The sequence below is a fragment of the Actinotalea subterranea genome (genome assembly GCF_008364845.1).
GTDB classification, from domain to species: domain Bacteria; phylum Actinomycetota; class Actinomycetes; order Actinomycetales; family Cellulomonadaceae; genus Actinotalea; species Actinotalea subterranea.
In genome coordinates this window covers 308348-335339 of the sequence record NZ_VTTP01000004.1, presented here as the reverse complement: position 1 = coordinate 335339, position 26992 = coordinate 308348, and the positions used below count along the sequence as shown (strand labels likewise).

The window sequence follows — 26992 nt, the reverse complement described above, 5'->3', positions numbered from 1 at the left end:
CTGGACGCACCACTCGACATGACCCCGATCCCAACCCTTCCAAGGACTGAAGTCTCCGGACACGCCGGGGCGGTTCAGGTCGAGATGGCGTGGGTGACCGTGCGGCGGGCCGAGGACGGCAAGAAGCGATACCAGGGCCGCTACCGCGACGCCTCAGGAGCCAAGCGCACCGTCGGGACTTTCAGCACCGACAAGGCCGCCATGCAGGCCGCTGTCCGCGCCGAGATCGCGCTCGCCGAGGGGACGTGGATCGACCCACGGGCGGGACGCATCACCTTCAAGGAGGACGCCCAGAACGTCTGGTTGCCCTCACGGCACCTGGAAGTCACCACCTACGCCGCGTACGCCTCGAACCTGCGCATCCACTTCATCCCCTTCTTCGGGGACTATCCGATGGCGCGGATCATGCCCGCCCTGGTCCAGGAGTGGGTCAACCAGGCGGGCATACCTACGACGATCGCCGGCAAGCGACGCAAGGGCCTGTCCGCGCGGTCCATCGTCAAGTACCACGTGATGCTGCACGCCGTTTTGCGCGAGCCGTGGCTGACCGGATCATCCCCTTCAACCCCTGCGCGGCGACCGACCTTCCGAAGGTGATCACCACCAGGACCCGCACCCTCACCCCGGATGAGTACACCCAGCTACTGGCCCAGATCCCGCCGCGCTTCACGGTCATGGTCATGACGGTCATCGAAACCGGCATGCGATGGGGTGAGCTCGTCGCGCTACGACCCCGGCATGTGGACACCGAGGCACGCGCGGTCACCGTGCAGGACACCATCGTGGAGGTGTCCACCAAGGACTCGCCAACCGGGTGTCGCATGATCGTCAAGCGCTACCCCAAGGACGACGAGCCGCGCACCGTCACGGTCTCCCAAGATCTGATCGACGCCCTCCTCGTGCGGATCGATGACCTCGGCCTGGGACCGGACGACCTGCTCTTCCCTTCCCGTGAGACCGCAGGAGGCACACCGCTCTCGCGGGGCACGTTCAACACCCGCTACTGGCGGCCCGCCGTCCAACGCTCCGGCATCGACTTTCCCGCTCGCATGCACGACCGACGTCACGCACACGCGTCCTGGCTCCTGGCCGGAGGAGCGGACCTCCTCTCCGTCATGGAGCGCATGGGCCACGCGCAGATCCAGACCACCCAGACGTACCTGCACACCCTCGACGACGCCGACCAGCGCGCACTCGCCGCCTTTCACGCCACCCGAGCGCGCGCCCGCGCCTCGAGGTGACCCACCCCGGGGCGTCAAGCGGGCGGTTCCGCGGGCCTCCGGCGCCTGGCGTGCTCAGGTCCGGCTGGAGCTCGCGCGCACAGGTGCGCCGCCGAGACACGCACTACCCGCGTTGCTGACCCACCGCGTCCTCCCGGCCGGTGTCACGGAGATCGTCCGCAACGGGTGGCGTCGAGTTACCGCCGGAGACGCCTCCGTGCCGGGCGAAGTGTTCGACGTCGACCATGATGAACACCGCGCTCGACGTGGCCACAGTGCGTTCGTCGAGGTCGCTCACGGTGGCGGCGACGAAGACCTTCCGGTCCTCCCGGCTCGTCACCGTCGCCTCGATGCGGTAACTGACTCCGACGAGCACCGGTGACAGGTAGTCCACTGTGAGCTGGCGCGTGACGGCCGGCGACCCCACCAGGTAGGGCAGGAATCCGAACAGGTCATCGAGGACGGTGGCAAGGGCGCCGCCGTGCACGACTCCGGGAGCTCCGACGTGGCGCTTGTCGAAGACGTGGTCAACCATCACCCCGTCCCCACGGCGGTGGACCTGGAGGTGATGGCCGTGGGGGTTGTCCGGGCCGCAACCAAGGCACCGTTCATGGTGCGGTGGCAGGAGCGCGCCCTCCGAGTGAGGCCCGGCCCTCTCGGCCCAGTGCGCGAGCATCATTCCCATGTCAGGTATCAACTTCGTTGACCTTTCGCCATTCCGCGACCAGCGCCGCAGTCCGTGTTCGCCGGAGGGATCGGGTGGTGGCGGCCAACAGTACGACCGCGAGGACCCCTCCGCGGACAAGCCAGATCGGCTGCACCGAAGGGGCGGCCGAGTCGGTCACCGTCAGTGGCGCGGAGGCCAGGGAGCGTCGCCGAGGGCTCGCCTACGTCCTCACTGTCAGGCGGTAGGGGCATTGGTCAACTTCTTCATCACCTCTCCAAAGATCTGCCCGATCTCGGGGTCGGGGCGACCGACGCCGCCACCTGCGACCCAACCGCCATCAACGACCAGGTTCGCACCGGTGACGTAGTCGGCCTCGTCCGAGCACAGGTACACCGCTGCCATCGCGATGTCCTCGGGTCGCCCGACGCGGGGGTTGAGCAGCGCGCGTTCGACAGGTTGACGCCCGCCGGCCTCCAGCAGCGGTCGGGTCGCGGGGGTGTCGATGAACCCTGGCGAGACTGTGTTGACGCGGATGTTCCACGGTGACAGCTCGACGGCGAGATTGACGGTCAGGCGCAGGACGGCGGCTTTGGCCACGTTGTGCACGAGGTTGCCCGCGACGTTCCCGGGCATGGCCGCGCCGACCATCGCGGCGACCGAGCCGGTGTTGAGGATCGTGCCACGGCCCTTGCGCTTGAAGACCGGCAGAGCTCTCTGGATCGCCAGGAACAAGATGGTGACCTCATTGGTCATGTCGAAGTCCCAGTCCGCGCGGGTCAAGGACTCGATCGTGCCGCCGCGGACACCCGAGGCGTTGTTGTACAGGATGTCGAAGTCGCCGTACTGCTCGACGGCGAAGTCGATCCAGCGCTGCACCGCGGCTTCATCGCCCAGGTTCAGCGGCTGCATCGAGACCATCTCACCGCCCTGCGCCCGGACGAGCTCGACGGTCTGTTCGGCTAGCTCCGCCTTGAGATCGCACCCGACGATCTTCGCGCCTTCAGCGGCGAAAGCGAGGGCGGCGGCCCGTCCCTGACCGTCCGCCGTACCGGTGATGAGGGCAATCTTGCCCTCGAGTCGTCCCGCCATGAGGCACTCCTCCTTGAGTGATCTTCGGATCCGGCGCGGACCCGAGAGCCGGACCGCGGCGTCTTTGCCCGCTCAGGTTTCCGCTCTGAGCGAACGCGTCGAACCAGTTGCGTAGGCGTAGGACGCCCGGACGAGGTCGGCGGCGATGTCCGCCTCGTGTGCGTCACGTGGCGCGTAGACCATGACCGCACCCGGCGAGATCAGCCCAAGGCGGGCGATGGGGTGCTGCTCGGCCCAGCCAGCGTCGATGGCGGCTTCGGCGGCCGCCGGCGGCAGTACAAGGTGAAGGGAGTGGTCAGGTGCCGGGTGGAGGTGGGCGAACTCGGTGTCGATCATGAACGCATCGGGTGGCCCTCGGTGTGGGGCCCGAGGCAGCGTGAGCGCTTGTGCATCCGGGACGGAGATCTTCGAGGCCCCCCAGACCACACCCGGCAGGTCGGCGAGCTGCCCGATGAGGCGCTTTCGTGGTCCTTCGTCCCTCGGCTGCTGGTCGAGCTGGGTGTGCGGGTTGGTCGGGGTCGTCGAGGGTCGCGGGCCCGGGCGCTCGGGCATGGCCACGGGGACCGCGTCGCTCACGACAGTCTGAACAACGGGCCGACCAGGACAAGGCCCAGATCGTCGCCGAGGTAGGCGAAGACGGCGAACATCACCAGGGCCGCTCCGGCCAGGGCCAGGTCTTTGAGGAACTGGGTCTGCTCCATGGCCTTGGCACCGGGGTCGGTCTCGTTCCAGAAACCGTGCATGATGAAGGCTGTGGGCACCAGGAAGGCCACCAGCAGGAGGGCACCGACGTCGGGCCAGATCCCCAGGGCCACCATCAGTGCGCCGGCCAGGAGCTGCAGCCCCGTCAGCGGGACCATCAGGTTGGCGGCGGGCACTCCCTTGCCGGCGGCGTAACCGGCCATCATCTTCCGCTGTGCGAGGTGTCCGTAGCCTGAGCCGAGGAAGAGCAAGGCGAAGACCATCCTGCCGATGAGCACCAGGACCTCCACGTCACCCTCCCAGGTTCGCGGCTTACTAGAAGTAAGTGATTGAGGTATAGCAGTACCCTGGGCGCGGGTCAATCATGTCAACGCCGGGCGAAAACTGACCCCCTACTGCCGGGGTGGTTTCCAGCCGTCGTCGCAACACGTCCTCCAGAATCGGGGTTCGTGTTGTCGACCTCTCGCCGTGTTCCGAAGGGTCCTGGCCGTCGCCGTCAGTCGGCCAAGCAGGCCCAGTTCTTCCGTCTCCTGGCTCGTGGATGGACGGCCGCGGCCGCGCGCCGGGAGGTCGGCGTCTCCCGCTCCACGAGCCGGAACTGGCGCAACGGGTTCAAGGTCTACCGCGATGGCGAGGTCGTCGGGTTCGTCCCGCCCATCGACCGCCTGGCGGCCTCGCCGATCAGCCCGCGGTTCTTGTCCCAGCATGAGCGGATCGAGATCGCCGACCTGCACCGCGCAGGCCAGAGCGTGCGCGCGATCGCGGCCGCAGTTGGTCGCTCGCCCTCGACCGTGAGCCGAGAGCTGCGTCGCAACGGCCGGCGCGACGGGCAGTACCGGCCCTTCGAGGCTCATCACAAGGCGGCGATGCGGCGGCGCCGACCACGTCGGCCGCGCTGGCTCACGACCCCGGCGCTCGAGTCGTTCCTGCTCGAGCACCTCAGGCAGCGGTGGAGCCCGCAGCAGATCAGCCGCGAGCTGGGCCTGCGGTTCCCGGGCGATGCCGCGATGAGCCTGTGTCCAGAGTCGATCTACCAGGCCATCTACCGTCCTGGCAGCCCGCTGACCAGGCCACCGATCGCGCGTCACCCGGCGCGGTCTCCGCTGCGCACCGGTCGTGACCACCGACGCGCGCACCGGCGCCTGGAGCAACGCCGACATCGGTTCACAACGCCCGGCCTGACCGTCCACGATCGCCCGTTCGACCCCACCGACCGCACCGTCCCAGGTGCGTGGGAGGGCGACCTCATCGTCGGGCCCGGTCACCGGTCCGCGATCGGCACCCTGGTCGAGCGCCAGACCAGATTCGTCAGGCTCATCCACCTGCCCAGACAAGACTCCCGCGCCCTGGCCGACGCACTCATCGACGACCTCGCCAGCTTGCCGACCCGCCTTCGCTCGTCGATCACCTGGGACCAGGGCACCGAGATGTCCCGGCACCAGGAGATCACCCACGCCCTGGGGACCCGCATCTACTTCTGCGACGCGCACTCACCCTGGCAGCGCGGCAGCAACGAGAACACGAACGGCCTCCTGCGCCAGTACTTCCCCAAGGGCACCGACCTATCCCGGCACACCCCGACCGACCTGCAAGCCGTCGCCGACGAACTCAACGCCCGACCCCGAGCAGTCCTCGACCACCGCCCTCCAGCCGTCCTCTTCAGCGCACTGCTAGCCTCGCCCAACCACCTGCCGTTGCGATGACCGCTGGAAACCACCTCGGCGCCAGGGGGTCAGTTTTCACGAAGCGTCGACAAATCACGCTTGAGTGGACGTGGAGGGCGAGGTGGCGGACGAGGCGGTCGGTCCCGCGGGCGATGACTGCGGCCGCTACTGTCCGTCGTTTCACCAGACCGTCGAGCTGCTCGGTCGACGGTGGAACGGTGTCATCCTGCACGCCCTGATGGCCCACGCGGAGCGCTTCAGTGAGATCCGCGCCGTCATCCCCGGGCTCTCGGACCGCCTGCTGGCCGAGAGGCTACGGGAGCTGGAACGCGAAGGGCTCCTCTCGCGCACCTGCCCGGTCGGAGCAGGCGCCCCGCGATACGTGCTGACGACCAAGGGGAGAGCTCTCGGCCCGGTCATCGACGCGATATCTTCCTGGGCTACAGAATGGAGCCGGGCGGCTGACTAGCCCGGACCCGGGTCCTGCCTGCTGTCTTCCGCCAGGTGATGATGGCGGCGACGACGACGGCGCCGCTCAGCGCATGGTGACCCTCGCCGTGGCAGACGCGCCCTAGCGGGACGAAGTCCAGGAGTGCTCAGGGGATCAGGACGGCACGGCCCTGGACCTGGCCGGCGGCGAGGCGCGCGAAGACGTCGTTGATCTCGCTCAGCGGGTGCCGCTCGATCGTGGAGACCAGGCGGCCGGTCCGGGCCATGGCGAGGACCTCCTCCAGCTCGTTGCGGCTGCCCCAGCTGCTGCTGGTCAGCGTCGCCTGGACGGGCAGGGAGAAGAACGAGAACGGGTAGGAACCTCCCGCCAGGCCCACCAGGACGAACAGGCCCTGCGGGCCAAGCGACGAGGCCCCCAGCCTCATCGTCGCGTCGGCCCCGACGAAGTCCAGTGCGACCGCTGCGCCTTCGCCGTGGCTGGCGGCCTTGATCTGCTCCATGGCGTCGGCGTCCGACGGGTCGACCACCTGGTCGGCGCCGAGGTCCAGGGCGAGGCGCCGCTTGTCCGCCGAGCTGTCGACGACCACCACCGCCGCCGGGGAGAGGAGCTTGAGGAACTGCAGCCCGTACTGGCCGAGCCCACCGGCGCCAACCAGCACCGCGGTGGTGCCGGGCACCAGGCGCGGGAGGGCCTTCTTCACCGCGGAGTACGGGGTGAGTGCCGCGTCGGTCAGCGGGGCGGCGAGGGCCGGGTCCAGGTCGCCAGCGGCCAGCAGGTGCCGGGTGCTCGGCACGACCATGTAGTCGGCGTAGCCACCGTCGGGGCCGATACCGCCCCACCGCATGGTGTCGCACAGCTGCTCTTGGCCGCCCAGGCACACACGGCAGCGGCCGCAGCCCCACCCGCCGAAGACCACGACGGGTTCACCGATCTCAAAGCCCTCGGCGCCCTGACCGATGGCGTCGACCCACCCTGCGTTCTCGTGGCCCAACAGGGCGGGAAGGTGGACGGGGATCTCCCCCGTCCGGACGTGCAGGTCGGAGTGGCAGGCGCCCGACCCGCCGACGCGGACCCGCACCTCACCGGGACCGGGCTCCGGCGTCGGAACCTCCTCCACCACGAAGTCACCGCCAAACTCGTGCAACCGCGCTGCCTTCATCGCCAACCCCTTCGTTGAGGTCGTGCTGCCGGGAGCCTGACGCACTATCCCCGGACGGTCCGTTGATCGTGCCACGGTCAAGGCGGCGGTGTGAAGGTCCGCGAAGTCGTCCGGGACCGGTAACTGAGGCCGGGGTGGCGCTGGCACTCGAAGCTCGCCGAGGCGCGCTCGGCCTGGTTGGCCCAGGTGCGCCGGTGCAGGAACCCCGCTGCATTGGTCGACCGGAACCACTGTGAATCATGGGCTGCCGGACACCGCCGTGAGGTGTCGGGTGTCATACCGGGAGGGTGGTGGCCCTCCGGCGGCCTCGGCGCTCACGCAGGGCTGTGCTGGCGTGTTCGGTGAGGTTGTACAGGACCGGGACGAGCACCAGCGTCAGGAGGGTGGAGGTGGTCAGCCCGCCGATGACCACCAGGGCCAGCGGCTGGGAGATGAACACGCTGCCGCCTGTCAGTCCCAGTGCCATGGGGGTCAGAGCGCCGATGGTCGCCGCCGCGGTCATCAGGATCGGCCGCAGCCGGTACCGGGACCCCTCGATCACCGCGTCGACCACACTCAGGCCCTGTTCGCGCTTCTGGTTGACCAAGTCGATGAGCACGATCGCGTTGGTCACCACGATGCCGACGAGCATGAGGAGCCCGATCAGCGACGGCACACCCAGGGGGGTACCCGTGACCAGGAGCAGGGCCAGCGCACCGGTGGCGGCGAACGGAACCGACACCAGCAGGATGACCGGCTGGAGCAGGGAGCGGAATGTGGCGACCATCACCAGGTAGACGATGGCGATGGAGGCCAGCAGGGCCAGGTACAGGTCGGCGAATGCGGACTGCTGCTCGGCGCTGACGCCTGCGATCTCGGCTTCTGCTCCGTCGGGCAGGTTGAGGGTGTCGAGCTGTTCTTGCAGGCGGGTGGTGATCCCGCCGAGGTTCTGATCGGTCGCGGTGGCGGTCACCGTGGCGGTGCGCTGCCCGTCCTGGCGGGTCAGGCTGGTGGGCTGCTGGACCTCGCTGACCTCGGCGACCTGCCCCAGGGGGACGATCCCAGTGCCGGTGGGGATGGGGGTCTCGCGCAGCGCCTGGACGTCGGCGGGGGCCTGGCCCAGGAGCACCACGACGTCGGTGGTGCGTCCGGCGATGTCCGCCTGACCGATCGGCGCGCCACGCAGCAGGCCGGCCATCGCCTGCCCGATCGCGCTCTCGCTGGTGCCGGCCTGGGTGGCCGCCTCGCGGTCGACCTGGATCTGCACGGCTGGCGCGTCTGAGGCCAGGTTGTTCACGACGTCGGTCGTGCCCCGGACCTCTGCCATGGCCCCGGCGACCATGTCGGCGGCTTGGCGGAGGGTCTGGTCGTCGTCGGCGCTGACCACGACCTCCACCGGCGGCAGACCGAACCCGGCCTGGCCGGTGGTCACGGTCAGCTCCCCGGCGTCCTCCACGTCCGCGATCGCGGCACGAAGGTCCTGCTCGACGCGTGCCTGGTCGGCGTCCAGGTCGGTGGTGATCGCGAAGGTGGCCGTGTTCGACCCGCCGCCACCGCCCAGGAAGGCGGTCTGCAGTCCGCTTCCACCCGAGCCCACGGTGACCTGGTAGGTCTCGACGCCGTCCAGCTCGGCGATGACCTCCTCGACCTGCCGTGCGGCGGCATCGGTGACCTCCAGGCTGGTCCCGGCAGGCAGCTGCTGGTTGACGCTGAGCGTGTTCTGCCCGGCGTCGCCGATGAAGTTGGTCTCCAGGCGCGTCGAGGCTGCGACCGTTCCACCGAGCACGGCCGCTGCGATCACCAAGGTGATCACCGGGTGGCCGAGGGCTCCGCGCAGCACCGGCAGGTAGCTGCGCTGGAGAAGTCCGTGGCGTTCGCGCTCCTCGACGCGGTCCCGGTCCACCTGGTCGCCTGCCGGGGCGCGCAGGAACCAATAGGCCAGCACCGGGATGATGGTCAAGGACACCAGCAGGGAGGCCAGCAACGCGACGGCCACGGTGAAGGCGAAGGGCCGGAACAGCTCACCGACCTGACCGCCGACGATCCCGATGGGCACGAACACCGCAGCGGTGGTGATGGTCGAAGACGTCACGGCGCCGGCGACCTCACGCACCGCGGTCAAGATCGCCTGCGCCTTGGGCTCCCCATAGCCGAGGTGGCGCTTGATGTTCTCGATCACCACGATCGAGTCGTCCACGACCCGCCCGACCGCGACCGTCAGCGCCCCCAGGGTCAGGATGTTCAGGGAGTACCCACCGACCAGCAGCCCGGTCATCGCGATCAGTAACGACAGCGGGATGGAGATCGCCGTGACCAAGGTGGAGCGCAGCGACAGCAGGAACAGCATGATCACAATCACGGCGAAGATCAGGCCGAGGAGGCCCTCGGTGCTCAGGTCCTCGATGGACTTCTCGATGAACGGGGCCTGGTCGAAGACCACGTCGACCGCGGCCCCCTCGCCCAGCGCCGCCTCGATCCCCGGGATCAGGTCCCGCACGTCATGGGAGACGCTGACGGTGTTGCCGTCAGGGGTCTTGGTGATCGCCAGGGCGATGCTCGCTTGGCCGTTGGTCCGGGCATACGAGGTGGCGGGAACCTGTGCCTGCTCGACCGTGGCCACGTCTCCCAGCACGACCGGTGCCCCGGAGGGGTCAGCGGTGGGCAGCGCGATCGACGCGATGTCCTGCACCGAGGACAACCGCTGGCCCACCACGACGTTCAGGCTGCGCTGCCCGTCGGTGACCGTCCCGGCCGGGATCACCACGCCGTTGGCCTGCAACGCGGAACTGAGAGCATCCAGGCCGATCCCCGTGGCCGCCAGGGCCACCGGGTCGGGCACGACCTCCACCCGCACCTCACGCGCCCCCGACAGGGTGACCTCCCGGACCCCCTCCACCCCGCGCAACCGCGGAACGACCTCCTCCTCCACCCGGGTCACGAGCTCCTGCTCATCCAGCTGCGGGGCAGCCACCGCCAGCTGCACCACCGGAAGCTGGTCGATGCTGCCGGTGATCACCGATGGTGTGACGCCCGGCGGAAGGCCGGTGCCCGCCCGAGTCACGGCCTGCTCCAGGTCCTGCTGGGCCGCCTGCAGGTCGGTGCCGTAGGCGAGCTCGACCGACACCACAGACAGGCTGTTGCTGCTCGTGGATTCGGTCCCCTCCAGACCTTCAACACCGCTGACGGCAGCCTCGACCACCTCGGTCACCTGCCGCTCCACGACGTCCGGAGCCGCGCCCGGAAGCGGAGTCACCACGACCGCCAGCGGGATCTCCAAGGAGGGGATGAGCTCCTGCTTCAGCGACGTGGTCGACAACACGCCCGCCACGACGAGGATGAGGGTGGCCAGTGCCACCACGGCGCGGTTGGCAAGGCTCAGCCGGGCGAGGCGAGTCATGGAGATCTCCCGTATAGTCGGTCTGAGATGAATAGTACGGGCTTACCGAAGAACCAGGTGACTACGGTGGAACGCGACGCGGCGATGGCAACGATCGCCGCCGACGAGGCGGCGCTGATACGCCTCTTCTCACGCGTCCAGTTCACCGCCCTGCTGCAGACGACCTTGACGATGCAGCAGCTCAAGGTCCTTTTGCTGCTGCACGCCGACGGCTCCCTCATGAGCCACGAACTCGCCGACGCGCTGAAGATCACCCCAGCGTCGGTGACCGGGCTGGTGGACAGGCTCGAAGACCGAGGCCTGGTCGAGCGTGTGGCCGACCCGACCGACCGGCGCGCCAGACACGTACACCCCACAGCTCAAGGCACAGACCTGGTCGAGCAGCTAATGGCCGAAGGCGCCGGACATCGAGTCGCACTCCTGTCCCGGCTGGACGACGACAGCGTGCAGACCATAGCCACGGCGTTCGCGGCGCTGCGGCGAGCCGCAGAGCAGGTCTACGGTGACGAGGCCGGTGGAACGCCGGGCAGGCAATCGGGGCAGGCGACACCGTCAGCCAATGCCGACCGAGCACGGCACCCGGCCCGAGATGTCGCCCGCGCTACCAGCACGTGACCGACGATCCGTGCACACGTGTGAGCTCGCCACGCCCGCGGCTCCGGTGAGCGGGGTGCGCGCGGCTCGAGCCCGAGAGAGTTGCCCGCGCTGAGCGACCAACTCCATCGCGGGCGGCCCGCTCAGGGGCCATCGCGCCACCCGCTGGCACCGCCGGGGCGGGAATGCCCGTTCTCGCCGCGGTGTTGAGGACGCATGGCGATCGACGACATCCCGGTCACGACGATCGACGGCGAAGTCACGACCCTGGCCAGGTACGCCGAGCAGGTCAGGCTGATCGTCAACGTCGCCTCGCGGTGCGGCCTCGCACCCCAGTACGACAAGCTCGAGGCCCTCCAGCGCACCTATGGGCAGCGAGGTTTCACCGTGCTCGGGTTCCCGAGCAACCAGTTCCTGCAGGAGCTGGGAACCGAGGACGCCATCAAGGAATACTGCTCGACGACGTGGGGCGTGACCTTTCCGATGTTCGAGCGGGTCAAGGTCAACGGTAGATCACGGCACCCTCTCTACGCCGAGTTGACCCGCACCCCCGATGCCAGCGGGAAGGCGGGGCGCGTCACCTGGAACTTCGAGAAGTTCCTCCTCACCCCCGACGGCCAGGTGCACCGATTCCGGCCCAAGGTCGAGCCAGACGCCCCCGAGATCATCGACCTCATCGAGGCACACCTCCCCGAACCTGACCGTGAAGGCTGACCTCCATCGGTTCAGTGGCCGAGGGCGTGGGAGTGCCGCGGGTTGTCGTTGATCGCCAGCCCGGGAGCACCATCGGCGGGTGCGCCAGGATCGGTGAGCAAGTCAGCGAGGACATTCGACCGGTCACCGCAGATCGGTCGCGGCATCCGGACGGACTGCTCAACCGGCCGCAGATCGTGTTGACGGATGACCACGCCGCGATCGCGACGGCGGCGGCATCGGCGGCATCGGCGGACGCTTCCGTTGCGCGGCGCATCGTGGCAACGTTGCTGACACGCCCCGGGAATGGCCCGGTGTCGCGTCGCGAGCCGATGCGCCTTGCGAGACCCCGGGAAGAGGGGTGCCATGGTGTTCCGCCTCCGCGCCAGGCTGTACCTATACACCCTGGCCACCTGGCTGCTGGGAGCGGCCCGTCTCCTGGCGTGGTGCCTGATGACCGGAAGCCTCGCGATGGGCACCTTCTGGTACGCCCGTCCAGCGGTTCTGACCACGTGGCTGGCGGCCGGGCCCCCCGCCTGGCCCGGACCCGATCACCGGCCCATCATGGTCACGCTGGAGGCGGCCCGTGGGGTGGCGGCAATGGAGTGCTGGATGCACCTCGGGTGTCCCCCGTTGGCGGATCGCCCCGGGCGACAACGCGCGGGACAGCCGGACGCAAGCGACTGACCTTGCCCGGCGCGCTGGCGGGCCGGGCAAGCTGCGGCGCGTGCCCCCTGGACGCGGCGACGTGCGGGCCGAGCGAACCGCCCCGGCTTCCATGGAGGCTCTGGTGTGTGCCGGGTTCCGTGGAGCCGGGTTGCTGGAGTCTAGGCCACGGTGATCGGTTGTCTCGTCTCGAGCTCTAGGGGCGTGAGCCATCCGAGGGCGGAGTGCCGGCGCTGGCGGTTGTGGAAGATCTCGAGGTACTCGAAGATCGCGTTCGCCAGCTCCAGCCGGGTGCGCCAGCGCTGGCGGTCAAGGAGCTCGACTTGCATCCGGGACCAGAACGACTCGATGACAGCGTTGTCTTAGCAGTCCGCGATCGAGCCCATCGAGGGCACCAGCCCGGAGTCCTTCGCGCCGCGGGTGAATGCCCAGGACCCGACCTGACCGGATTCAACCGGTCGATGCAACACCGGCTTGTTGGGCCAACAGTAGGTGCTCGTCGAGCGCTTCAGCCGGGGTCCTCCAGCCGAGGGTCTTGCGGGGCCTGGTGTTCAGGGCGTGGGCGACGGCCTCGAGGTCTTCGGCGGACCAGCGGGACAGGTCGGTGCCCTTGGGGAAGTACTGGCGCAGCAGCCCGTTGGTGTTCTCGTTCGTGCCGCGCTGCCAGGGCGACTGCGGGTCGGCGAAGAACACCGGGATGCCGGTGGCGACCTTGAACAGGGCGTGGGCGGACATCTCCTTGCCGCGGTCCCAGGTCAGCGATCTGGTCAGCTGCGCCGGCAGGGTCGCCATCGTCGCGGCGAGGGCCTTGCTCATGGTGATCGCGCCGTAGCCGGCCAGCGCCGGGCCGTTCTTCGGGGTCTCCTTGTGCCGGTAGCCCTCCTCGCGTGGCAGGTGCACCAGCATCGTGAACCTCGTGCTGCGCTCGACGACGGTGCCGATCGCCGATCGCTCCAGGCCGATCAGCAGGTCGCCTTCCCAGTGCCCGGGGATGGCGCGGTCGGCGACCTCGGCGGGGCGTTCGCTGATCAGGGTCTCGGGTGTCACGTGCGCCCAGGTCTTGCGCCTGGAGCGTTCCCGCGGGGCGCGCAGCGCTCGCCCGGTGCGCAGGCACCAGACCAGCTCGCGCTTGAGCGCGCCGCGGCCCTGGATGTAGAGCGCCTGGTAGATCGCCTCGTGGCTGATCCGCATGGACTCATCGTCGGGGAAGTCGAGGCGGATCCGGTTGGCGATCTGCTCCGGGCTCCAGGCCTGCACCCAGGCCCGGTCCTTGCGGTGCGGCTTGTTCTTGCCGGTGAACTTCGGCAGCTGAGGTCCGCCGACCGGCGTTCCGTCGGGCCGGCGAACCTGCCCCGACAGCCGCTCTTGGACATAGGCGTGCAGCCGCTGGTCGGCGACCAGCTTCGGCGTCTTCGGTCGACGTGCCGCCATGTCGGCCTTCCACTGCGCGACCGACGCCCGATACTCGAGCTTGCCGCCGCGGGTCGCGGCGTTGCGGCGCAGCTCACGAGAGACCGTCCCCGGGTCGCGCCCGACCACCCGGGCGATCTCGCGAACGCCCTTGGCCTGAGCCCTGAGCAGAGCGATCTCCTCGCGCTCAGCGAAGGACAGGTAGCGGCCCGTCGGCCGCGCTTTGAGGTCGAACGGCGGCATGCCGCCACCGTTGTGGAACCACCGCTGACCCACCGGCTGCGACACACCGATCACGGCCGCCGCTTCGATCGGCAACAACCCCTTGGCGATCTCCGCCCAGAACGCAGCCTCGACCTCGCGCTGGAACTTCGGGTGACCCGGCGATCTCAGTTTCGGGCGAACCGCCCGATCCGCTGCCTGCTGCCGACGAACCATCGAACACCTCCACGTCCTCGAGGTGTTGCGACGACCGATTGAATCCGCCCTGCACTCCATGATCGGAATGGATGATCGTGCCCGGCGGTGGGCGCCGGGAGTCGATAGCCATTCCGAGGGCATTGGTCACCAGCACAGCGGTCGGCGAGGCGTCGATGGACCAGCCCACGACCCGCCGTGAGCAGACGTCCAGGACGACGGCGCAGTAGACCGTGCCCTCGCGAGCTTGGATTCCAGCGATCGTCGCAACGCCCTTAGTGAGGAGTGGTGATGTCGGTGACCCACAGCTGGTCCAGACCCTCACGGCGGAAGCGCCGGTCGACTAGGTCGGCGGAGATCAGGTCCGGGTGCGGACGACGCCACTTCGGCCGCCCACCGATGCCCTTCAGTCCCGCACGCTGCATGAGCATCGCCACCGTTCCTTGCCAGACGCTGAGCCCACGGCCGAGGCTCAGCTCGGCGTGGACCCGGCGGACACCGTAGATCCCGCGCGAGCCGGCGTGGATCTCACGGATCGCGTCGGCGAGGATGACGTGCCGGATCGCCCGGGCCGCCGGGGCGCGGGTGCGCCAGGCGTAGAACCCCGACTCCGAGGTGGCGAGCACGCGGGTGGCAACCTGGACCGGGAGGCCCTCCTCGGCCATCACCGCGATGGCCTCGAACCGCCTTTTGGGGGCACCACCTTCCCCAGCAGCTCACTGGCCCGCCGGTGCACCGCCAGCTCGGCCTCGAGCTCGGCGATCCTGCGCTTGGCCGAGGTCAGCTCGGCCTTCTCCCCGACGTCAGCCCCGGCGCGAGGCCACGGTCGACGCGGTCCTGGCGGCGCCAGGTGTAGATCGACTCGGTGCTGATCCCGAGGTCGCGCGCGACGTCCGCCACCGAGCGTCCGCCAACGACCAGGTCCAGCACCTTGCGCCGGAACTCCGGCGGATACCCACGACGTCCCACGAGGCCCTCTCCAAGGGTCAAGTGGCACCAGAGTCCAGGAATCCGACTCCACCGAACGCGGGACACACCACTCCACTAAACCCGGGATGCTTCTATGTCGCGTCAAGCCGCTGAGGTGATCAGCTCGGGAGTCGGGTGCGCGGTAGCCAGGGCGCGGTAGACCTGCCGGGTGGTGTAACGCTTGAGGCAGCGGCGGATCTCCTTGGTCGTCTTGCCCTCGGCCCGGCGTCGGTCGATGTAGACGCGGGTGTCGGGGTCAATGCGCATGCGGGTGAGCACGATCGTGTTGAACGCCCGATTGAGCCGACGGTCGCCGCCGCGGTTGAGTCGGTGGCGGACCGTGTTGCCGGAGGATGCCGGGATCGGGCAGGTGCCGGCGATCTGAGCGAACGCGGCCTCGGTCCGGACCCGGCCGGGGTGGGACCAGACCGTCAGGATCACGGCGGCGGTGACCGGGCCGACGCCGGGCAGGTCAAGCAGCTCGGGTGCCTGCTCAGCGACGATCTCGGTGATCTGGTCGCGGTTGTGGCCGAGCTCGGCGGTGAGGTCGACGATCCGCTTGGCGAGGCGAACGGCTTCAGCCCGCGCCGTCGCCAGGCCGAAGTCCTCGTCCCGGCGCCGCCAGCCGGCGATCGCAGCGACCTGGGGTGCTGTCAGAGCGCGCCGTGCGTCGAGCCCGAGGTCGTGGCTGCGCACGAGCGCGGTGAGCGCGTTGATGCACCGCAGACGGTCGGCGTTGAGCTGGTCACGTGCCACGGTCAGCACCGCCAGCGCGGCCTGGACCTGGCCCGCGCGACGATCACGCAGCATCGTCACCGGCAGCACCATCGTCGCGCGGGCGGCGAGTACCGCGTCCAGAGTGTCGGTCTTGCCCCGGCCCCGCTCACGCTTGGGCGTCGGTGCCTCCACGACTCGGTAGCCGGCCTGGCAGAGCACAGCACTCAGGACGGCACCGTAGGAGCCGGTGCCCTCTGCAGCGACCAGCACGGCGTCGAGGTCACCGCCGGTGCGCCGCGCGATCCATGCCAGCGCGCGACGCAACCCTGCTGGCGAGGTCGGGAAGGTGACCTGGTCCACCAGGGCGCCGTTCGGGGCAGCGACGACAGCGAAGGTGTGGGTAGCGGCGTGGGTGTCGACCCCGACGACGAACCGGTAGATGTCAGCCACGATGGCCTGCACACTGGACACGACGATGCTCTCCTCACTCGTTGGGACGAACGTCGTTGTCGGCGTCGGCCCGGGGCGAGAAGTCACTACGAGGCAGGCCTGTAATGAGCCACGTTGTGGAGACGGCATCTCCGCAACGGACATGCTTCTGATCAAGCCATCGTGGTGGGCCAGGGTCGGCGTCGGCACCCAGCGCCGAGCGGACAGATCCCGGGCATGACACCCGCGAGGGGTCAGGCGATTCAGGGGTCACACCCGCCGCCGAGCGACGACACCAACCCTGCCAGCCAGCCCCAGGCCAGCCACCACGAACACTTACAGGCGGTTCACGCCTGCACGGCTACCTCGTCGACGTCCCACCCACCAAGTTCGAGGCCGCGTTCTACGCTGGCCACGGGAGCGACCAGACCATGGTCGCGATGTCTTAGCCCGAGCCTCCATCAGACCTAGGGCGATCCATAGATCACCTGAGGGTGCTTCACATCAGCGCGGCGCCAGCATCTCCGTGATCTCGCGCTGCTGGTAGGCCGCAGGCTCGTTGGCGATGAAGTCCATACCCGTCTGTCGCGGAGACCGATGCTGGACGGGGATGTAGTACACGCTCGGGTCCGTCCCCATCTCCGGCTGCAGCTGCACCGCACCCGTCTCCTGGATGAGACGCGACACCTCGGAGTCCGGGTCGTTCAGGTCGCCGACGAACCGGGCGCGCGCCGGGCAGCTCTCGATGCAGATCGGCAGAGCTCCGGCGTCGATCCGGTCGACGCAGAAGTCGCACTTCTCCACGGTTCCCCTGACGCCCGACGTCACCGCGATGGAGCCCAGGGCGTGCGACGTGGCTCGCTCCGGCTCCCGGAGGTTGAAAACCCGGACGCCGTACGGGCACGCCTGGATGCACGACCGACAGCCGATGCAGTCCTCGGAGTGGATGCCGACGATGCCGTCCTCCCGCTTGTAGGTCGCCCCGGTGGGGCAGACGGGCAGGCACGCAGGCTCGGCGCAGTGCTGGCAGGCCAGAGGGAGGAACGAGATCGACGGGTGCTCGACGTCGCCACCCACGACATCGATCTCGTCACCGCCGACCGTCAGGACCCTGTTCCACCAAAGCCCCTCGGGCAAGTTGTTCTTGATCTTGCACGAGACCGCACAGCCTTGGCAGCCGATGCATCGATTGAGGTCGATCACCATGCCCCACCGGCGCGGTCGAGTCGTGGTGCTGGACTTCCTGGTCATGATGCCTTCCCGTTGATGATCGCAGGGCCCGCCTTGCGCTCTTCGGCGGGAATGGAAGGAACCGATGCAGGGTCGACCTTGGCGACCTCGACGAGCACGTCGAAGAACGAGCAGCTGTAGTGCTTGGTGTTCGCCTGCTCGTGCGTGAGCTCCTGATAGCCGCCAGCGAGGAACTGGTGCCGCTGCCAGCCCTTGTTGATGTTGCACGTGTCGTCGGGGAAGGCGTTGTTCGTCCGCACGTGGAGGAATGCCTCACCCCGGTCGTTGAAGACGCGCGCGACGTCTCCGTCCCTCAGGCCACGCTTGGCCATCTCGCGTTCGTTCAGCTCGACCAGCGGCTCGGGGTCCATCTCCCTCAGCACCGGGACCTCGTAGAAGGTGCTGTGGACCCGGAACCGGGAGTGGCGCTGGTTGAGGATCAGGGGGAACTTGGCGAACTTGGGGTTGCCGTGCCAGGCCTCGAACGGCGGCTCGAAGTGCGGCAGCGGGGAGACGCCCTCGGAGATCGGCAGCCGCAGGGCCGGCGACATCTCGGGGAAGTTCACCACGACGCCCTCGGCATAGAACTCGGCCTTGCCTGACGGTGTCCAGAATCCGCCCTCGCTCAGCGGGATGTAGCCCGAGTCGAATAGCCTGGCCACGCCGTCGCGGCGGAAGTCGGTACTGACCTCCGGCCGCTGGAGCACCTCGGCCACCTTGTCGACGATCTGGTCGATCCACTGCTCCGGGGTCTGGGTGAAGTACTCGCCCTTGCCCAGGCGGCTCGCGATCCCACCGAAGATCTCGTAGTCCGACCTGGCCTGCCCGACGTTGGCAATGGCCTTCTGCTGGCGCATCAGGAAGGGGTGCATGCCCCCGACGACGTCGTCGTTCTCGAACCAGCTGGTCACCGGGAGCACGTAGTCGGCCATCCGGGCCGTGTCGTTCATCACCATGTCCAGGTGGACGACGAGCTCGAGGTTCTCCTCCGCGAGCATCTCTTTGCGGATACGGTTCTGGTTCGGGAAGTTGCTGACGAAGTTCGACGAGTTGAAGATGATGGCCTTGACCGGCCACTCGACGGGTTCAGGGGTCGAGGAGCGCGGTCCTGCGAAGCCGTTCGAGGGGTCGTTCGGCACCCATTGCTGGATCACGCCCTTGGCCACAGCGTCGTACAGGAGCAGGTAGTTCAGCTTGGCGGTGGGCTCGCCCGTCGGCTTCGTCCACTCGTCAAGCACACCCGGGGTGAACATGACGCTCATCGCCGTGCCGCCCATGAGGGATCCGAGCGGGGTTGCGCCGGGCTTGCCGATCTGGCCGCAGATGACACCGAGCGTGGCGATCCCGCGGCCGACCAGGTCGGCGTTGTCCCAACGATCGATGCCCATGCCCGAGTAGACGAACGACGGACCCGCGGTGGCGTACCGGCGGGCGACCTCCCGGACGAGCAGGGGATTCACGCCCGTGATCGACTCGGTGTCTTCCGGGGTGTGGCGCGCAGCCTCGTCGGTCAGGATCTGGAAGGCGGGACGGACCACCACGGGACCGGTCGCCGTGGCGACGGTGTAGACACCCGTGATGGCGCTGGTCCCCGTGTTGGGGTCGGCCGGCACCGGCAGCCCGGTCTGCGGGTCCATCGCCAGGACGACCGCCTCCCCAGTCGGGTCGAGGTCCGTGGCCCGCAGGAAGAGGCCCGTGTCCTCCCGGACCAGGTAGGTGGCCACCGTGTGGGCGCGCAGGTAGGCCTCGTCGGTGAGTCCCTCCTCGATCACGGTATGCACCATCGCCATCGCCAACGCCGAGTCGGTACCCGGTCGCAGCCTGACCCAGATGTGTGCCTTCGCAGCCGCCTCGCTGTACCGGGGGTCGATGACGATCAGTTTGGCGCCGTCGTCCAGCGCGTCGGCGAAGAAGTGCCAGTTATGGATCTGCGATTCGGTGACGTTGGTACCCCAGGCGATGATCGTCCGGGCGTTTGCGATGTCCTCCGGCTGGTGGGCGAGCATCCACGCCGCCATGCCGGTAGCGACGTTAGCGACCACCTGGGTCTCGCCCGTAGCGAGCCCAAGGTCGATGGAGTCGACAGCCAAGGTGGCCCCCACCACGTTGGCGAAGCGATGCCCGGACCCGGCGATCGCACCGTTGATGATGGAGTAGTTGCCGGACAACGGCGCGACGCAGACCGCCTTGTTCCCGTGATGCTGCTGGATGTCGGCCAGCTTGGCACCGATCTCATTCAGCGCCTGGTTCCAGGAGATCTCCTCCCAACGGTTCTCGCCCCGCTTGCCGGCGCGCTTCAGCGGCGTCGTCACCCGGTTCGGGTCGTAGACGCGTTGCGGGTGGCTCAGGCCGCGCAGGCAGATGCGGTTGTACCGCGGGTCCGGGAAGGGCGCCGCCGTCGTCTCGACGAGCTTGCCGTCGCGGACATGGGCGTAGATCCGGCAGTTCATCCAGCAGTTGGGGGTGCATGCCTGGCTGAACACCTGCTCTCCCTCATTCGGCAGGAGCGGCAAGAGGGCCGACTGAGTCATGTTCGTTCTCCTCGTGTGGTGACGTCGTCGACGGCCTCAGCCGAGCGGGCTGACCTTGATCCCAGAGCACAGCTGTGCGTACCGGAACTGAAGACTTCCCACGACGCACAGCACCCCGCCGATCGCGAGCAGCGGGCCCGCAGAGTCGGGCGAGGCCAGCGCGACGAGGGTGAGGACCATGGGGATGGCGAAGCCGAGCACGACGCTCACCCAGAAGTGCATGGCCATCTTCCCCCGCACCAACCGCTCGACGCCGGCCCGTGCCGCCGGGCCGTGCTCGTGGGAACGGTCAATGAGGTACATGTGGGTGATGCCGAGAGTGGCGACGAGGGTGACGAGGAACCCGATCGCCAAGGGCGACCGGTAGTCCCCCAGGCGGTCCCCCGCGACGAGCACCAACAACGTGAGGCCGATCGACGACGAGAGCGCGTGCGCGATGAACTGCGCCGGGACGAGCGCCGAGTGCCAAAGCCGAATGGACAGCGACTCGTACAGGACCATCCCGGGATAGGCGATGATCAGCGCCGCAGCGAGAAAGGCGATCGCGATCATCACCTGCGCGAGGAGCTCGGCCTCCAGGAACGGTGCATCGGTCCAGGGCAACGAGGGGACCCAGCCGGGCAGCACGTACACCGCGCCGACGATGAGGAACACGAAGTCGGCGATCGCACCACGCGCGATCCACGAGCGGTCGGGCCTCCTCAGGGCTTTGAGCACACGCTCGGGCCGACCGAGGTCCAGGATCAGGATGAGGCCACCGATCCCGACGAGGACCAGTCCCAGTACGTCGAGGAGCGGGAGGCCGAGGACCGTTCCCGCGTCCCGCACCGAGAACACGTGCCGCACCATGAACGTCCCCGCGCCGAGGCCCATGGCCCAGAACCACAGGGCATGCGGGAAGTGCCAGTAAGGCTGCGCCACGAGGTGCAGGGAAAAACGGTCGACCGTCGACTCGGACGACAGTACGGCCCCGTAGGGTGACGCCGACCGTGTTCTGGCGGTGGTGATGCTCGACTCGGTCAAGTCATTCGCGCCCATGTTCGACCTCCTGGGTCTGGGTCGTGCGTGCGCCCTTGCGAACGAATTTTCTCCTGCTAGCGACGCTTGTCGGTAGGACGGAGGTCCTGGCACGCCCTACGCACCTGAGTGAAGCCACGGTTCGCTGGGCCGACCACGGGCGCGCAAGGTGCCTGTCCCGTGGCGGGCGTGCGAGGCTGGCGCCGAACGCTGCGCATCGGCGCAGCCGGAAGGACGAGAAGAAGGACGGACCATGGACCCGATGGCGGAGATGGACCGGTGGCTCGGCGTGCTCGGGTCGGAGCTCGGCCTGCCCGACGAGGTGCTGGCACAGGTCAAGGAGCCCCTGCTGGGTCTGGTGCGCGACGTGGCGCACGGGGTGGCGCGCCCTGCGGGCGCGATGAGCGGGTTCCTCGTCGGGCTGGCCGCCGGGCTGGCCACCCCCGACGGCGACGCCGCCAAGGCCGCACAGGAGGTGCTGGCACAGATCGAGCGCGTCGACGCGCTCGTGGCCGGGTGGGTCGCGCCCTCCTGACCCGTACCGGGTCAGGAGGGCGGAGCGCCAGCGGGACGGTCCATGCGCCGGGCTGCGCTCGCCCGGGCCCGCGCCAGATCGGCGGGGTCGTCGACATCGAGACCTTCATCGGCGTCGAGGTCGAGAAGCGCGCGGGAGATACCCGCGAGCGTGGACCGGACGGAGTCCCCGCTGCGCACCTGCGGCAGAACGCGGGCCATCTCGTCCGCACGGTAGGCGGCGAGCAGGGGCTGGGGGTGACCGTCGGCGTCCCGCCCGAGCACCGCCCCCACCGCCGGGTCGGCGCGTAGCGCGGCCACGAGCCGCGGCACGGCGGCCGCGGCGAACGGCTGATCGCCGGCCAGCACGACGACGACAGCGGTCGCTCGCGGCAGGGCGGCGACACCGGCGGCCAGTCCCGCCGCCGGTCCCCCGCCCGGCGGGTCCTCACGCGTCCACACGACGTGCGCAACCTCACGGGGCAGCCGTGGTGGTGGTGGGCCGACGACGACCGTCGGCACCTGCGGCAGCCCGGTCAGCAGCCCGACGAGGATCGACCGGCCCCCCACGTCCAGCGCGGTCTTGTCGCGGCCCCCCAGCCGTGCGGAGGTCCCCCCCGCGAGGACCACGACGCCGACACCCTCCATGCTCACGCGGCCCAGTCTGCCCCGGCGCCGAGAGAGACGCCGACCCGTCTCACGCGGCCGGTCGGCCGAGGGCCAGCGGCACCACGCGGTCGGCGAGCGCCGACGCGTCGGCCGGGTCGTGCGTCACGAGCACCACGGGCCGCACGTCGTCGAACACGTGCTCACGCAGCAGGGCGTGCACGGCTGGCCGTGCGGTCACGTCGAGGGCCGCGAACGGCTCGTCGAGCAGCAGCACATCGGGTTCCGTGGCGAGGGCGCGGGCGAGAGCGACCCGCTGCGACTGCCCGCCGGACAGCCGCGTGGCGGGAGTGTCCGCATGCTGGGCGACGCCCAGCCGCTCCAGCCACTCCCTCGCCCAGGCACGGGCGTCCCGGCGCCCCACACCGCGCGCCCGCAGCCCGAAGGCCACGTTCTCGGCCGCGCTCAGGTGCGAGAACAGCAGGTGCTGCTGGAAGACGAGCCCACAGCGTCGCTCCTCCACGCTCATGTGCTTGCGACCAGTGGCGTCGTCCAGCACGCGGTCGCCGAGCCGGACGTAGCCGTCGTCGAGCTCGACGAGTCCGGCGACCGCATGCAGGTACGTCGTCTTGCCAACACCGTTCTCGCCGACGAGCGCGACCACCTCGCCGGCCTCCACGGTCAGTTCCAGGTCGAGCGTGAAAGCAGCCCGGCGCACGACGACGTGCGAGTCGAGCCTCACGACGCCACCCCGATGAGTCCGGACACCCAGCGGGACCGCAGCCCGATCAGCACGGCCAGCGACACGGCCATCAGCACGAGCGACAGGGCGAGCGCCGTGCTCGGGTCGTCCTGCATCGCCAGGTAGATCGCCAGCGGCATGGTCTGGGTGGTGCCGGGAAAGTTCCCTGCGAAGGTGATCGTCGCGCCGAACTCTCCGAGGGCCCGGGCGAAGGACAGCAAGCCGCCGGCGGCGACCGACGGGCCCACCAGCGGCAGCGTGACGCGCCGGAAGACGTACCAGGGGGAGGCGCCGAGCACGGCGGCGGCCTGCTCGTAGCGCAGGTCCGCCGAGCGGAGCGACCCGTCGACCGACAGCACGAGGAACGGCAGGGCGACGAAGGTCTCGGCGATGACCACCGCGAGTGTCGTGAAGGGGACGGTGAAGCCGAACGCCGTGTCGAGCAGGCTGCCGAGCAGGCCACGGCGGCCCAGAAGGCTGAGCAGGGCGACGCCGCCGACGACCGGCGGCATGACCAGCGGCAAGGTGACGATCGAGCGCACGAGGTTCTGGCCTGGGAACGAGGTGCGAGCCAGCACCCAGGCCAACGGCACGCCGAGGATGAGGCACACCACGGTGGCCGCCGTCGCCGTGCGCAGCGACAGCCACAGTGCCTGGAGGGCGCCCTGCGACGTGACGAGTGAGCCGAGGTCGCCCCACGGCGAGCGCACCAGGAGCGCGACGAAGGGCGCGACGAGGAAGAGGAACCCCAGTGCGGCGGGGACGAGCAGGGGGAGCGGCGCGCGCCGACGACGGGCGACCCGCGGCGCGGGCGAGGTGGTTTCGTGCCCGCTGCGGGTCCGGTCCGTCATGAACACGTCGCTGCCGGCCGGGGCACTCACGTGGGGTCGAAGCCGGCGTCCGTCAGCACCGTCTGGCCGGCGGGCGACAGCACGTGGTCGACGAATGCCTGCGCGGCATCGGCGTTCCGGGTCCCCTGGACCACGGCGATCGGGTAGTCGTTGACGACCCCGGCGGCCTCGGGGAAGGTGAGGGTCTCGACGGCGGAGCCCGCGGCGATCGCGTCGGTCTTGTAGACCAGCGCCGCGTCCACCTCACCGGAGGTGACGTAGGTGGCGGTCGCCCTGACGTCCGGGCCGAGGGTGTCGGGCATGGCCGTGATCCCGGCGTTCGCGAACACCGTTTGGGCCGCGGCGCCGCACGGCACGGACGGGTCGCACAGCGCGATCTTGAGGTCGGGGTTCGCGAAATCGGACAGGCCCGTGACCTCGCGTGGGTTGCCCTTCGGGACGACGATGACCAGCGAGTTGTGTGCGAAGAGCGCCGGCTCGCCGACGACCTCCGCGGCCGTGGTCATGGTCTTGGCGCTGGCCGAGGCGAAGACGTCCGCGGGGGCGTCGGCCAGCAGCTGCTCGGCCAGCGTGCCCGACGACCCGAAGTTGAACGTGATAGTCAGGTCCGGGTTCGCCGCCATCATCTGGTCGCCGATCTCGGCGAAGGTGTCGGTGAGCGAGGCCGCCGCGAAGACCGTCAGGTCGCCGCTGATGGCCGGTGCAGCGGGCGTGGTCGTGGCAGCGGGCGGCGACGCGCTCAAGGAGGCGCCGGCGTCATTCGCGCCGGACGAGGAGCAGCCGACCAGGGCGAGGGCCGCCACGAGGGCGACGGGCGCGCGGCGACTCACGGCTGACCCCCGGGTCTCTCGACGATGACCTCCGTGGCCTTGATCACGGCGACCGCGAGGACGCCGGGCTCGAGGCCGAGCTCGTCCGCCGCCCCGCGGCTGATGAGCGAGACCAACCGGTGGGGACCGGACTGGATCTCGACCTCAGCCATCACGGTGTCGCGCAGCACGCGCGTGACGATGCCCGTGAACCGGTTGCGGGCCGACACGGTGCGCCGCAACCCGTCCGTGGCCGGCGTCGCCAGCTCCTGGGCGAGGTGGGCGAGGTCCTGCCCGTCGACCATGAGCGGGCCACCGGCATCGGACTTGCGGGCGGGCAGCCGGCCGGCCTCGATCCAGCGGCGGACGGTGTCGTCGCTGACGCCGAACAGCAGCGCGGCCTCGGAGATCCTGAACTCGGGCATGGCGACGATTGTGCCCCTACTCGCGTCCGTGGCTGCGGGTCCAGGGTCCCAGCCGCGACCGCATCTGCGTGTTGCAGTCCCTTTGTAGCGCCGCATCTGCGCACGCTGACGGACGCCCCGGGCGGGCCGCCACCGCGGCACTACGACGACAGGTCCCGCCACGTTCCCCTCAGCAGTGCCTACGCTGGCCGCGTGCACCCCGACCACGACGCGGCAGACCCCGCCCCCACCCGGCTGGTGCCGGCGGCGCGAGAGGTGGCGCGCGCGACCGTCACGACCGAGGCGCTCGACGTCGCCGAGCACGCCCGGCTCGTCGGGCGCGACGCGGCGGGTGCCGTGGTGACCTTCGCCGGGGTGGTCCGCGACCACGACCACGACGTCACCGTCTCGTGGCTGGAGTACACCGCGCACCCGGGCGCCGGCACGATCGTCACCGCGATCGCGCGCGAGGTCGCCTCGGAGTTCGCCGTCGACGCGGTCGCGGTGACCCACCGGGTCGGCCGGCTGGAGATCGGGGACTGCGCGCTCGCGGTCGCCGTCTCCTCGGCACACCGTGCCGAGGCCTTCGCCGCGACCGCCGAGCTCGTCGAGCGCGTCAAGCAACGGCTGCCGGTCTGGAAGCGCCAGGTGTTCACCGACGGCGCCGCCGAGTGGGTCAACAGCCCCTGAGCCTCAGCCGCCGGCGAACGGCGGCAGCACGTCGACGGTCACCCCGGGCGGCAGCACCCGGCTGCGGCGCTCGTCGAGCTGTCCGTCCACCAGCACGCTGCAGACCGGCAGGACGCGACCCAGCTGCGGGCCGTGCGCATCGACCGCGCGCGCCAGCAGCGCCTGCGTCGTCGTCGCACCGTCCACCTCGAGCGACTCCTCCGGCCGTCCCGCCGCCTGGCCGGCGGCGGCGAACCACCGCACCGTCACGGTCCCGGCCACCTCAGCCCCCGATCCTGCTCATCGTCCGCGCCGGTGGGACGAAGCCCGCCCGCCCGAGCCCGCCGTGCCACAAGGGCTTGGGCCGGACCGCGTCCGTCCACAGCTGCGCGATCTCCTCGTCGTCCGCACCCGCACGCATTGGGCCGAGCAGGTCGGTCTCCTCCTGCGCGAACAGGCAGTTGCGCACCTTCCCGTCGGCGGTCAGCCGCACCCGGTCGCACGAGTCACAGAAGGGCCAGCTGACCGACGCGATCACCCCGACGGCACCCGGCCCACCATCGACGAGCCAGGTACGGGCCGGCGCCGGGCCGCGGGCGGCCTTCTCCAGCGGGGTAAGGGTGAAGCGTTCGGCGAGCCGGTCCAGGATCTCCTGGGCGGTCACCACCTGCGAGGGATCCCATGCGTCAGCCGGGCCGATCGGCATCTGTTCGATGAACCGCAGGAAGTACCGGTGGTCCAGCGCGAACTGCACCAGGTCGCCCGCCTCGTCGTCGTTCACCCCGCGCAGGAGCACCGAGTTGAGCTTGACCGGCCGCATCCCGGCGGCGCGTGCGGCGGCCATGCCGTCGAGGACGTCCGACAGCCGGTCACGGTGGGTCAGGGCGGCGAAACGCTGCGGGACGAGGGTGTCGAGCGAGACGTTGACCCGGCCGATGCCGGCGGCCGCCAGGTTGGCGGCCCGCCGCGCCAGCCCGATGCCGTTCGTCGTCAGCGCCAGGTGGGGCGCGGCGCCGTCCGGGCCGCGGAACGCGGCGCTCGCAGCGACGATCCCCTCCAGGCCGGTGCGCAGCAGCGGCTCGCCGCCGGTGAACCGGACGCTGCGGATGCCCAGCAGATGCACGCCGATGCCGACCAGGCGCACCACTTCGTCGTCCGTCAGCAGGGACCCGCGCGCCATCCAGGGCAGCCCCTCCGGCGGCATGCAGTAGGTGCAGCGGAGGTTGCAGCGGTCGGTGAGCGAGACGCGCAGGTTGCGGGCGACGCGACCGTGCTCGTCGGCCAGCCCCGCCTGCCGCGGGAGATCCTTGCCGAGCCTGGTCATGGAAGGATCGTAGACACAGCTTGCGGGCCTGACCCGTGACCAAAGGTCGCCCGGGGTCGCGGCCGGTCGCCGT

The 26992-nt window shown here is 69.8% G+C and carries 29 protein-coding genes and 1 pseudogene; 8 read left to right on the top strand and 22 right to left on the bottom strand.

Features of this window, described 5'->3' with window-relative positions:
* Together FZ988_RS10255 and FZ988_RS10250 are read left to right on the top strand one after the other, a co-directional pair.
* On the top strand, window positions 1-597 hold a 597-nt coding region (locus FZ988_RS10255; protein ID WP_246169401.1), incomplete at its 5' end, for an N-terminal phage integrase SAM-like domain-containing protein.
* Window positions 594-1241 carry a tyrosine-type recombinase/integrase gene (locus FZ988_RS10250; RefSeq protein WP_223145091.1) on the top strand — a complete coding sequence of 216 codons (648 nt, stop codon included), beginning with the start codon at window positions 594-596 and terminating at the stop codon, window positions 1239-1241. The genes FZ988_RS10255 and FZ988_RS10250, both read left to right, overlap by 4 nt.
* A 103-nt stretch (window positions 1242-1344) precedes the next feature.
* On the opposite strand, the gene FZ988_RS10245 is transcribed toward FZ988_RS10250, so the two are convergent.
* From FZ988_RS10245 to FZ988_RS10230, 4 genes are all read right to left on the bottom strand, one after another.
* A complete protein-coding gene (locus tag FZ988_RS10245; protein WP_223145090.1) occupies window positions 1345-1755 on the bottom strand; it encodes a PaaI family thioesterase in 411 nt (136 codons plus the stop codon).
* Between the two features lie 366 nt (window positions 1756-2121).
* Window positions 2122-2976: an SDR family NAD(P)-dependent oxidoreductase gene (locus tag FZ988_RS10240; protein WP_149203899.1), complete on the bottom strand. Its 855-nt coding sequence runs from the start codon at window positions 2974-2976 to the stop codon at window positions 2122-2124.
* Window positions 2977-3048: 72 nt separating this feature from the next.
* The gene (locus FZ988_RS19205; protein ID WP_342781222.1) at window positions 3049-3312 is read right to left on the bottom strand and encodes a luciferase domain-containing protein; all 264 of its coding nucleotides are present in this window, start codon (window positions 3310-3312) and stop codon (window positions 3049-3051) included.
* A 236-nt stretch (window positions 3313-3548) separates the two neighbouring features.
* Window positions 3549-3968: a DoxX family protein gene (locus FZ988_RS10230; RefSeq protein WP_149203898.1), complete on the bottom strand. Its 420-nt coding sequence runs from the start codon at window positions 3966-3968 to the stop codon at window positions 3549-3551.
* Window positions 3969-4208: 240 nt separating this feature from the next.
* Between FZ988_RS10230 and FZ988_RS10225 the strand changes: the two genes are divergently transcribed.
* Both FZ988_RS10225 and FZ988_RS18985 read left to right on the top strand, forming a co-directional pair.
* Window positions 4209-5381: an IS30 family transposase gene (locus tag FZ988_RS10225; RefSeq protein ID WP_425457972.1), complete on the top strand. Its 1173-nt coding sequence runs from the start codon at window positions 4209-4211 to the stop codon at window positions 5379-5381.
* 70 nt (window positions 5382-5451) lie between these two features.
* A complete protein-coding gene (locus tag FZ988_RS18985; RefSeq protein WP_246169399.1) occupies window positions 5452-5811 on the top strand; it encodes a winged helix-turn-helix transcriptional regulator in 360 nt (119 codons plus the stop codon).
* A 127-nt stretch (window positions 5812-5938) separates the two neighbouring features.
* Here the strand turns inward: FZ988_RS18985 and FZ988_RS10215 are convergent, their stop codons facing one another.
* Entirely contained in the window at window positions 5939-6952 is a 1014-nt protein-coding gene (locus FZ988_RS10215) for an NAD(P)-dependent alcohol dehydrogenase (RefSeq protein WP_149203896.1), read from the bottom strand.
* A 274-nt stretch (window positions 6953-7226) separates the two neighbouring features.
* Entirely contained in the window at window positions 7227-10328 is a 3102-nt protein-coding gene (locus FZ988_RS10210) for an efflux RND transporter permease subunit (protein WP_149203895.1), read from the bottom strand.
* Between the two features lie 66 nt (window positions 10329-10394).
* Between FZ988_RS10210 and FZ988_RS10205 the strand changes: the two genes are divergently transcribed.
* Together FZ988_RS10205 and FZ988_RS10200 are read left to right on the top strand one after the other, a co-directional pair.
* Window positions 10395-10943, top strand: coding sequence for a MarR family winged helix-turn-helix transcriptional regulator (locus tag FZ988_RS10205; protein WP_188079063.1), 549 nt, complete (start codon window positions 10395-10397; stop codon window positions 10941-10943).
* A gap of 195 nt (window positions 10944-11138) precedes the next feature.
* Entirely contained in the window at window positions 11139-11636 is a 498-nt protein-coding gene (locus FZ988_RS10200) for a glutathione peroxidase (protein ID WP_149203893.1), read from the top strand.
* Between the two features lie 806 nt (window positions 11637-12442).
* Here the strand turns inward: FZ988_RS10200 and FZ988_RS18980 are convergent.
* The 9 genes and pseudogenes from FZ988_RS18980 to FZ988_RS10155 all read right to left on the bottom strand — a co-directional run bounded on the left by FZ988_RS18980 (window position 12443) and on the right by FZ988_RS10155 (window position 21022).
* Window positions 12443-12631, bottom strand: coding sequence for an IS3 family transposase (locus FZ988_RS18980; protein ID WP_425457971.1), 189 nt, complete (start codon window positions 12629-12631; stop codon window positions 12443-12445).
* 100 nt (window positions 12632-12731) lie between these two features.
* Window positions 12732-14129, bottom strand: coding sequence for an IS30 family transposase (locus FZ988_RS10190; protein ID WP_149203891.1), 1398 nt, complete (start codon window positions 14127-14129; stop codon window positions 12732-12734).
* 49 nt (window positions 14130-14178) lie between these two features.
* Window positions 14179-14433: pseudogene (locus FZ988_RS19235) on the bottom strand (DDE-type integrase/transposase/recombinase); the annotation flags it as partial.
* Entirely contained in the window at window positions 14384-14773 is a 390-nt protein-coding gene (locus tag FZ988_RS10180) for an IS3 family transposase (RefSeq protein ID WP_149203889.1), read from the bottom strand. The pseudogene FZ988_RS19235 and the gene FZ988_RS10180, both read right to left, overlap by 50 nt.
* Before the next feature lie 115 nt (window positions 14774-14888).
* Window positions 14889-15098, bottom strand: a complete 210-nt coding sequence (locus tag FZ988_RS18745) for a transposase (RefSeq protein WP_223145089.1) — start codon at window positions 15096-15098, stop codon at window positions 14889-14891.
* An 81-nt stretch (window positions 15099-15179) separates the two neighbouring features.
* Window positions 15180-16388, bottom strand: coding sequence for an IS110 family RNA-guided transposase (locus FZ988_RS10170; protein ID WP_246169398.1), 1209 nt, complete (start codon window positions 16386-16388; stop codon window positions 15180-15182).
* A gap of 339 nt (window positions 16389-16727) precedes the next feature.
* Window positions 16728-17474, bottom strand: coding sequence for a sulfate reduction electron transfer complex DsrMKJOP subunit DsrO (dsrO, locus tag FZ988_RS10165; RefSeq protein WP_149203888.1), 747 nt, complete (start codon window positions 17472-17474; stop codon window positions 16728-16730).
* Window positions 17471-19984, bottom strand: a complete 2514-nt coding sequence (locus FZ988_RS10160) for a molybdopterin-containing oxidoreductase family protein (protein ID WP_149203887.1) — start codon at window positions 19982-19984, stop codon at window positions 17471-17473. The genes dsrO and FZ988_RS10160 overlap by 4 nt, the downstream gene beginning before the upstream one ends.
* A 36-nt stretch (window positions 19985-20020) precedes the next feature.
* Window positions 20021-21022: a DmsC/YnfH family molybdoenzyme membrane anchor subunit gene (locus FZ988_RS10155; RefSeq protein WP_149203886.1), complete on the bottom strand. Its 1002-nt coding sequence runs from the start codon at window positions 21020-21022 to the stop codon at window positions 20021-20023.
* A gap of 232 nt (window positions 21023-21254) precedes the next feature.
* Here FZ988_RS10155 and FZ988_RS10150 point away from each other — a divergent pair, with 232 nt between their 5' ends.
* Window positions 21255-21536 (top strand): DUF6457 domain-containing protein, encoded by a 282-nt coding sequence (locus FZ988_RS10150; RefSeq protein ID WP_149203885.1) that lies wholly within the window; start codon window positions 21255-21257, stop codon window positions 21534-21536.
* A gap of 11 nt (window positions 21537-21547) precedes the next feature.
* On the opposite strand, the gene FZ988_RS10145 is transcribed toward FZ988_RS10150, so the two are convergent.
* Genes FZ988_RS10145 through FZ988_RS10125 form a run of 5 tightly spaced genes read right to left on the bottom strand, consistent with a single transcriptional unit; the run spans window position 21548 to window position 24947 of the window.
* Window positions 21548-22162 (bottom strand): NTP transferase domain-containing protein, encoded by a 615-nt coding sequence (locus FZ988_RS10145; protein ID WP_246169419.1) that lies wholly within the window; start codon window positions 22160-22162, stop codon window positions 21548-21550.
* A 49-nt stretch (window positions 22163-22211) separates the two neighbouring features.
* The gene (locus FZ988_RS10140; protein WP_188079061.1) at window positions 22212-22862 is read right to left on the bottom strand and encodes an ABC transporter ATP-binding protein; all 651 of its coding nucleotides are present in this window, start codon (window positions 22860-22862) and stop codon (window positions 22212-22214) included.
* Window positions 22859-23713: an ABC transporter permease gene (locus FZ988_RS10135; protein WP_149203883.1), complete on the bottom strand. Its 855-nt coding sequence runs from the start codon at window positions 23711-23713 to the stop codon at window positions 22859-22861. The genes FZ988_RS10140 and FZ988_RS10135 overlap by 4 nt, the downstream gene beginning before the upstream one ends.
* 26 nt (window positions 23714-23739) lie before the next feature.
* Entirely contained in the window at window positions 23740-24543 is an 804-nt protein-coding gene (gene modA / locus FZ988_RS10130; protein ID WP_149203882.1) for a molybdate ABC transporter substrate-binding protein, read from the bottom strand.
* The gene (locus tag FZ988_RS10125) at window positions 24540-24947 is read right to left on the bottom strand and encodes a TOBE domain-containing protein (RefSeq protein ID WP_149203881.1); all 408 of its coding nucleotides are present in this window, start codon (window positions 24945-24947) and stop codon (window positions 24540-24542) included. Before FZ988_RS10125 ends, modA begins: the two co-directional genes overlap by 4 nt.
* Window positions 24948-25139: 192 nt before the next feature.
* Here FZ988_RS10125 and FZ988_RS10120 point away from each other — a divergent pair, with 192 nt between their 5' ends.
* On the top strand, window positions 25140-25616 hold the full coding sequence (locus tag FZ988_RS10120) for a molybdenum cofactor biosynthesis protein MoaE (protein WP_188079060.1): 477 nt from the start codon (window positions 25140-25142) through the stop codon (window positions 25614-25616).
* A 3-nt stretch (window positions 25617-25619) separates the two neighbouring features.
* Here the strand turns inward: FZ988_RS10120 and FZ988_RS10115 are convergent, their stop codons facing one another.
* A complete protein-coding gene (locus FZ988_RS10115; protein ID WP_149203880.1) occupies window positions 25620-25877 on the bottom strand; it encodes a MoaD/ThiS family protein in 258 nt (85 codons plus the stop codon).
* A gap of 1 nt (window position 25878) precedes the next feature.
* On the bottom strand, window positions 25879-26919 hold the full coding sequence (gene moaA / locus FZ988_RS10110) for a GTP 3',8-cyclase MoaA (protein ID WP_149203879.1): 1041 nt from the start codon (window positions 26917-26919) through the stop codon (window positions 25879-25881).
* Window positions 26920-26992 lie beyond the last annotated feature (73 nt).

Bases quoted from the DNA above. Each gene is read 5' to 3' on its own strand.
- FZ988_RS10245 (WP_223145090.1), bottom strand. From the start codon at position 1,755: ATGGTTGACCACGTCTTCGACAAGCGCCACGTCGGAGCTCCCGGAGTC.
- FZ988_RS10240 (WP_149203899.1), bottom strand. From the start codon at position 2,976: ATGGCGGGACGACTCGAGGGCAAGATTGCCCTCATCACCGGTACGGCG.
- FZ988_RS19205 (WP_342781222.1), bottom strand. From the start codon at position 3,312: ATGATCGACACCGAGTTCGCCCACCTCCACCCGGCACCTGACCACTCC.
- FZ988_RS10215 (WP_149203896.1), bottom strand. From the start codon at position 6,952: ATGAAGGCAGCGCGGTTGCACGAGTTTGGCGGTGACTTCGTGGTGGAG.
- FZ988_RS10210 (WP_149203895.1), bottom strand. From the start codon at position 10,328: ATGACTCGCCTCGCCCGGCTGAGCCTTGCCAACCGCGCCGTGGTGGCA.
- FZ988_RS10200 (WP_149203893.1), top strand. From the start codon at position 11,139: ATGGCGATCGACGACATCCCGGTCACGACGATCGACGGCGAAGTCACG.
- FZ988_RS10190 (WP_149203891.1), bottom strand. From the start codon at position 14,129: ATGGTTCGTCGGCAGCAGGCAGCGGATCGGGCGGTTCGCCCGAAACTG.
- FZ988_RS10180 (WP_149203889.1), bottom strand. From the start codon at position 14,773: ATGGCCGAGGAGGGCCTCCCGGTCCAGGTTGCCACCCGCGTGCTCGCC.
- FZ988_RS10170 (WP_246169398.1), bottom strand. From the start codon at position 16,388: ATGTCCGTTGCGGAGATGCCGTCTCCACAACGTGGCTCATTACAGGCC.
- dsrO (WP_149203888.1), bottom strand. From the start codon at position 17,474: ATGACCAGGAAGTCCAGCACCACGACTCGACCGCGCCGGTGGGGCATG.
- FZ988_RS10160 (WP_149203887.1), bottom strand. From the start codon at position 19,984: ATGACTCAGTCGGCCCTCTTGCCGCTCCTGCCGAATGAGGGAGAGCAG.
- FZ988_RS10155 (WP_149203886.1), bottom strand. From the start codon at position 21,022: ATGGGCGCGAATGACTTGACCGAGTCGAGCATCACCACCGCCAGAACA.
- FZ988_RS10150 (WP_149203885.1), top strand. From the start codon at position 21,255: ATGGACCCGATGGCGGAGATGGACCGGTGGCTCGGCGTGCTCGGGTCG.
- FZ988_RS10145 (WP_246169419.1), bottom strand. From the start codon at position 22,162: ATGGAGGGTGTCGGCGTCGTGGTCCTCGCGGGGGGGACCTCCGCACGG.
- FZ988_RS10135 (WP_149203883.1), bottom strand. From the start codon at position 23,713: ATGACGGACCGGACCCGCAGCGGGCACGAAACCACCTCGCCCGCGCCG.
- FZ988_RS10125 (WP_149203881.1), bottom strand. From the start codon at position 24,947: ATGCCCGAGTTCAGGATCTCCGAGGCCGCGCTGCTGTTCGGCGTCAGC.
- moaA (WP_149203879.1), bottom strand. From the start codon at position 26,919: ATGACCAGGCTCGGCAAGGATCTCCCGCGGCAGGCGGGGCTGGCCGAC.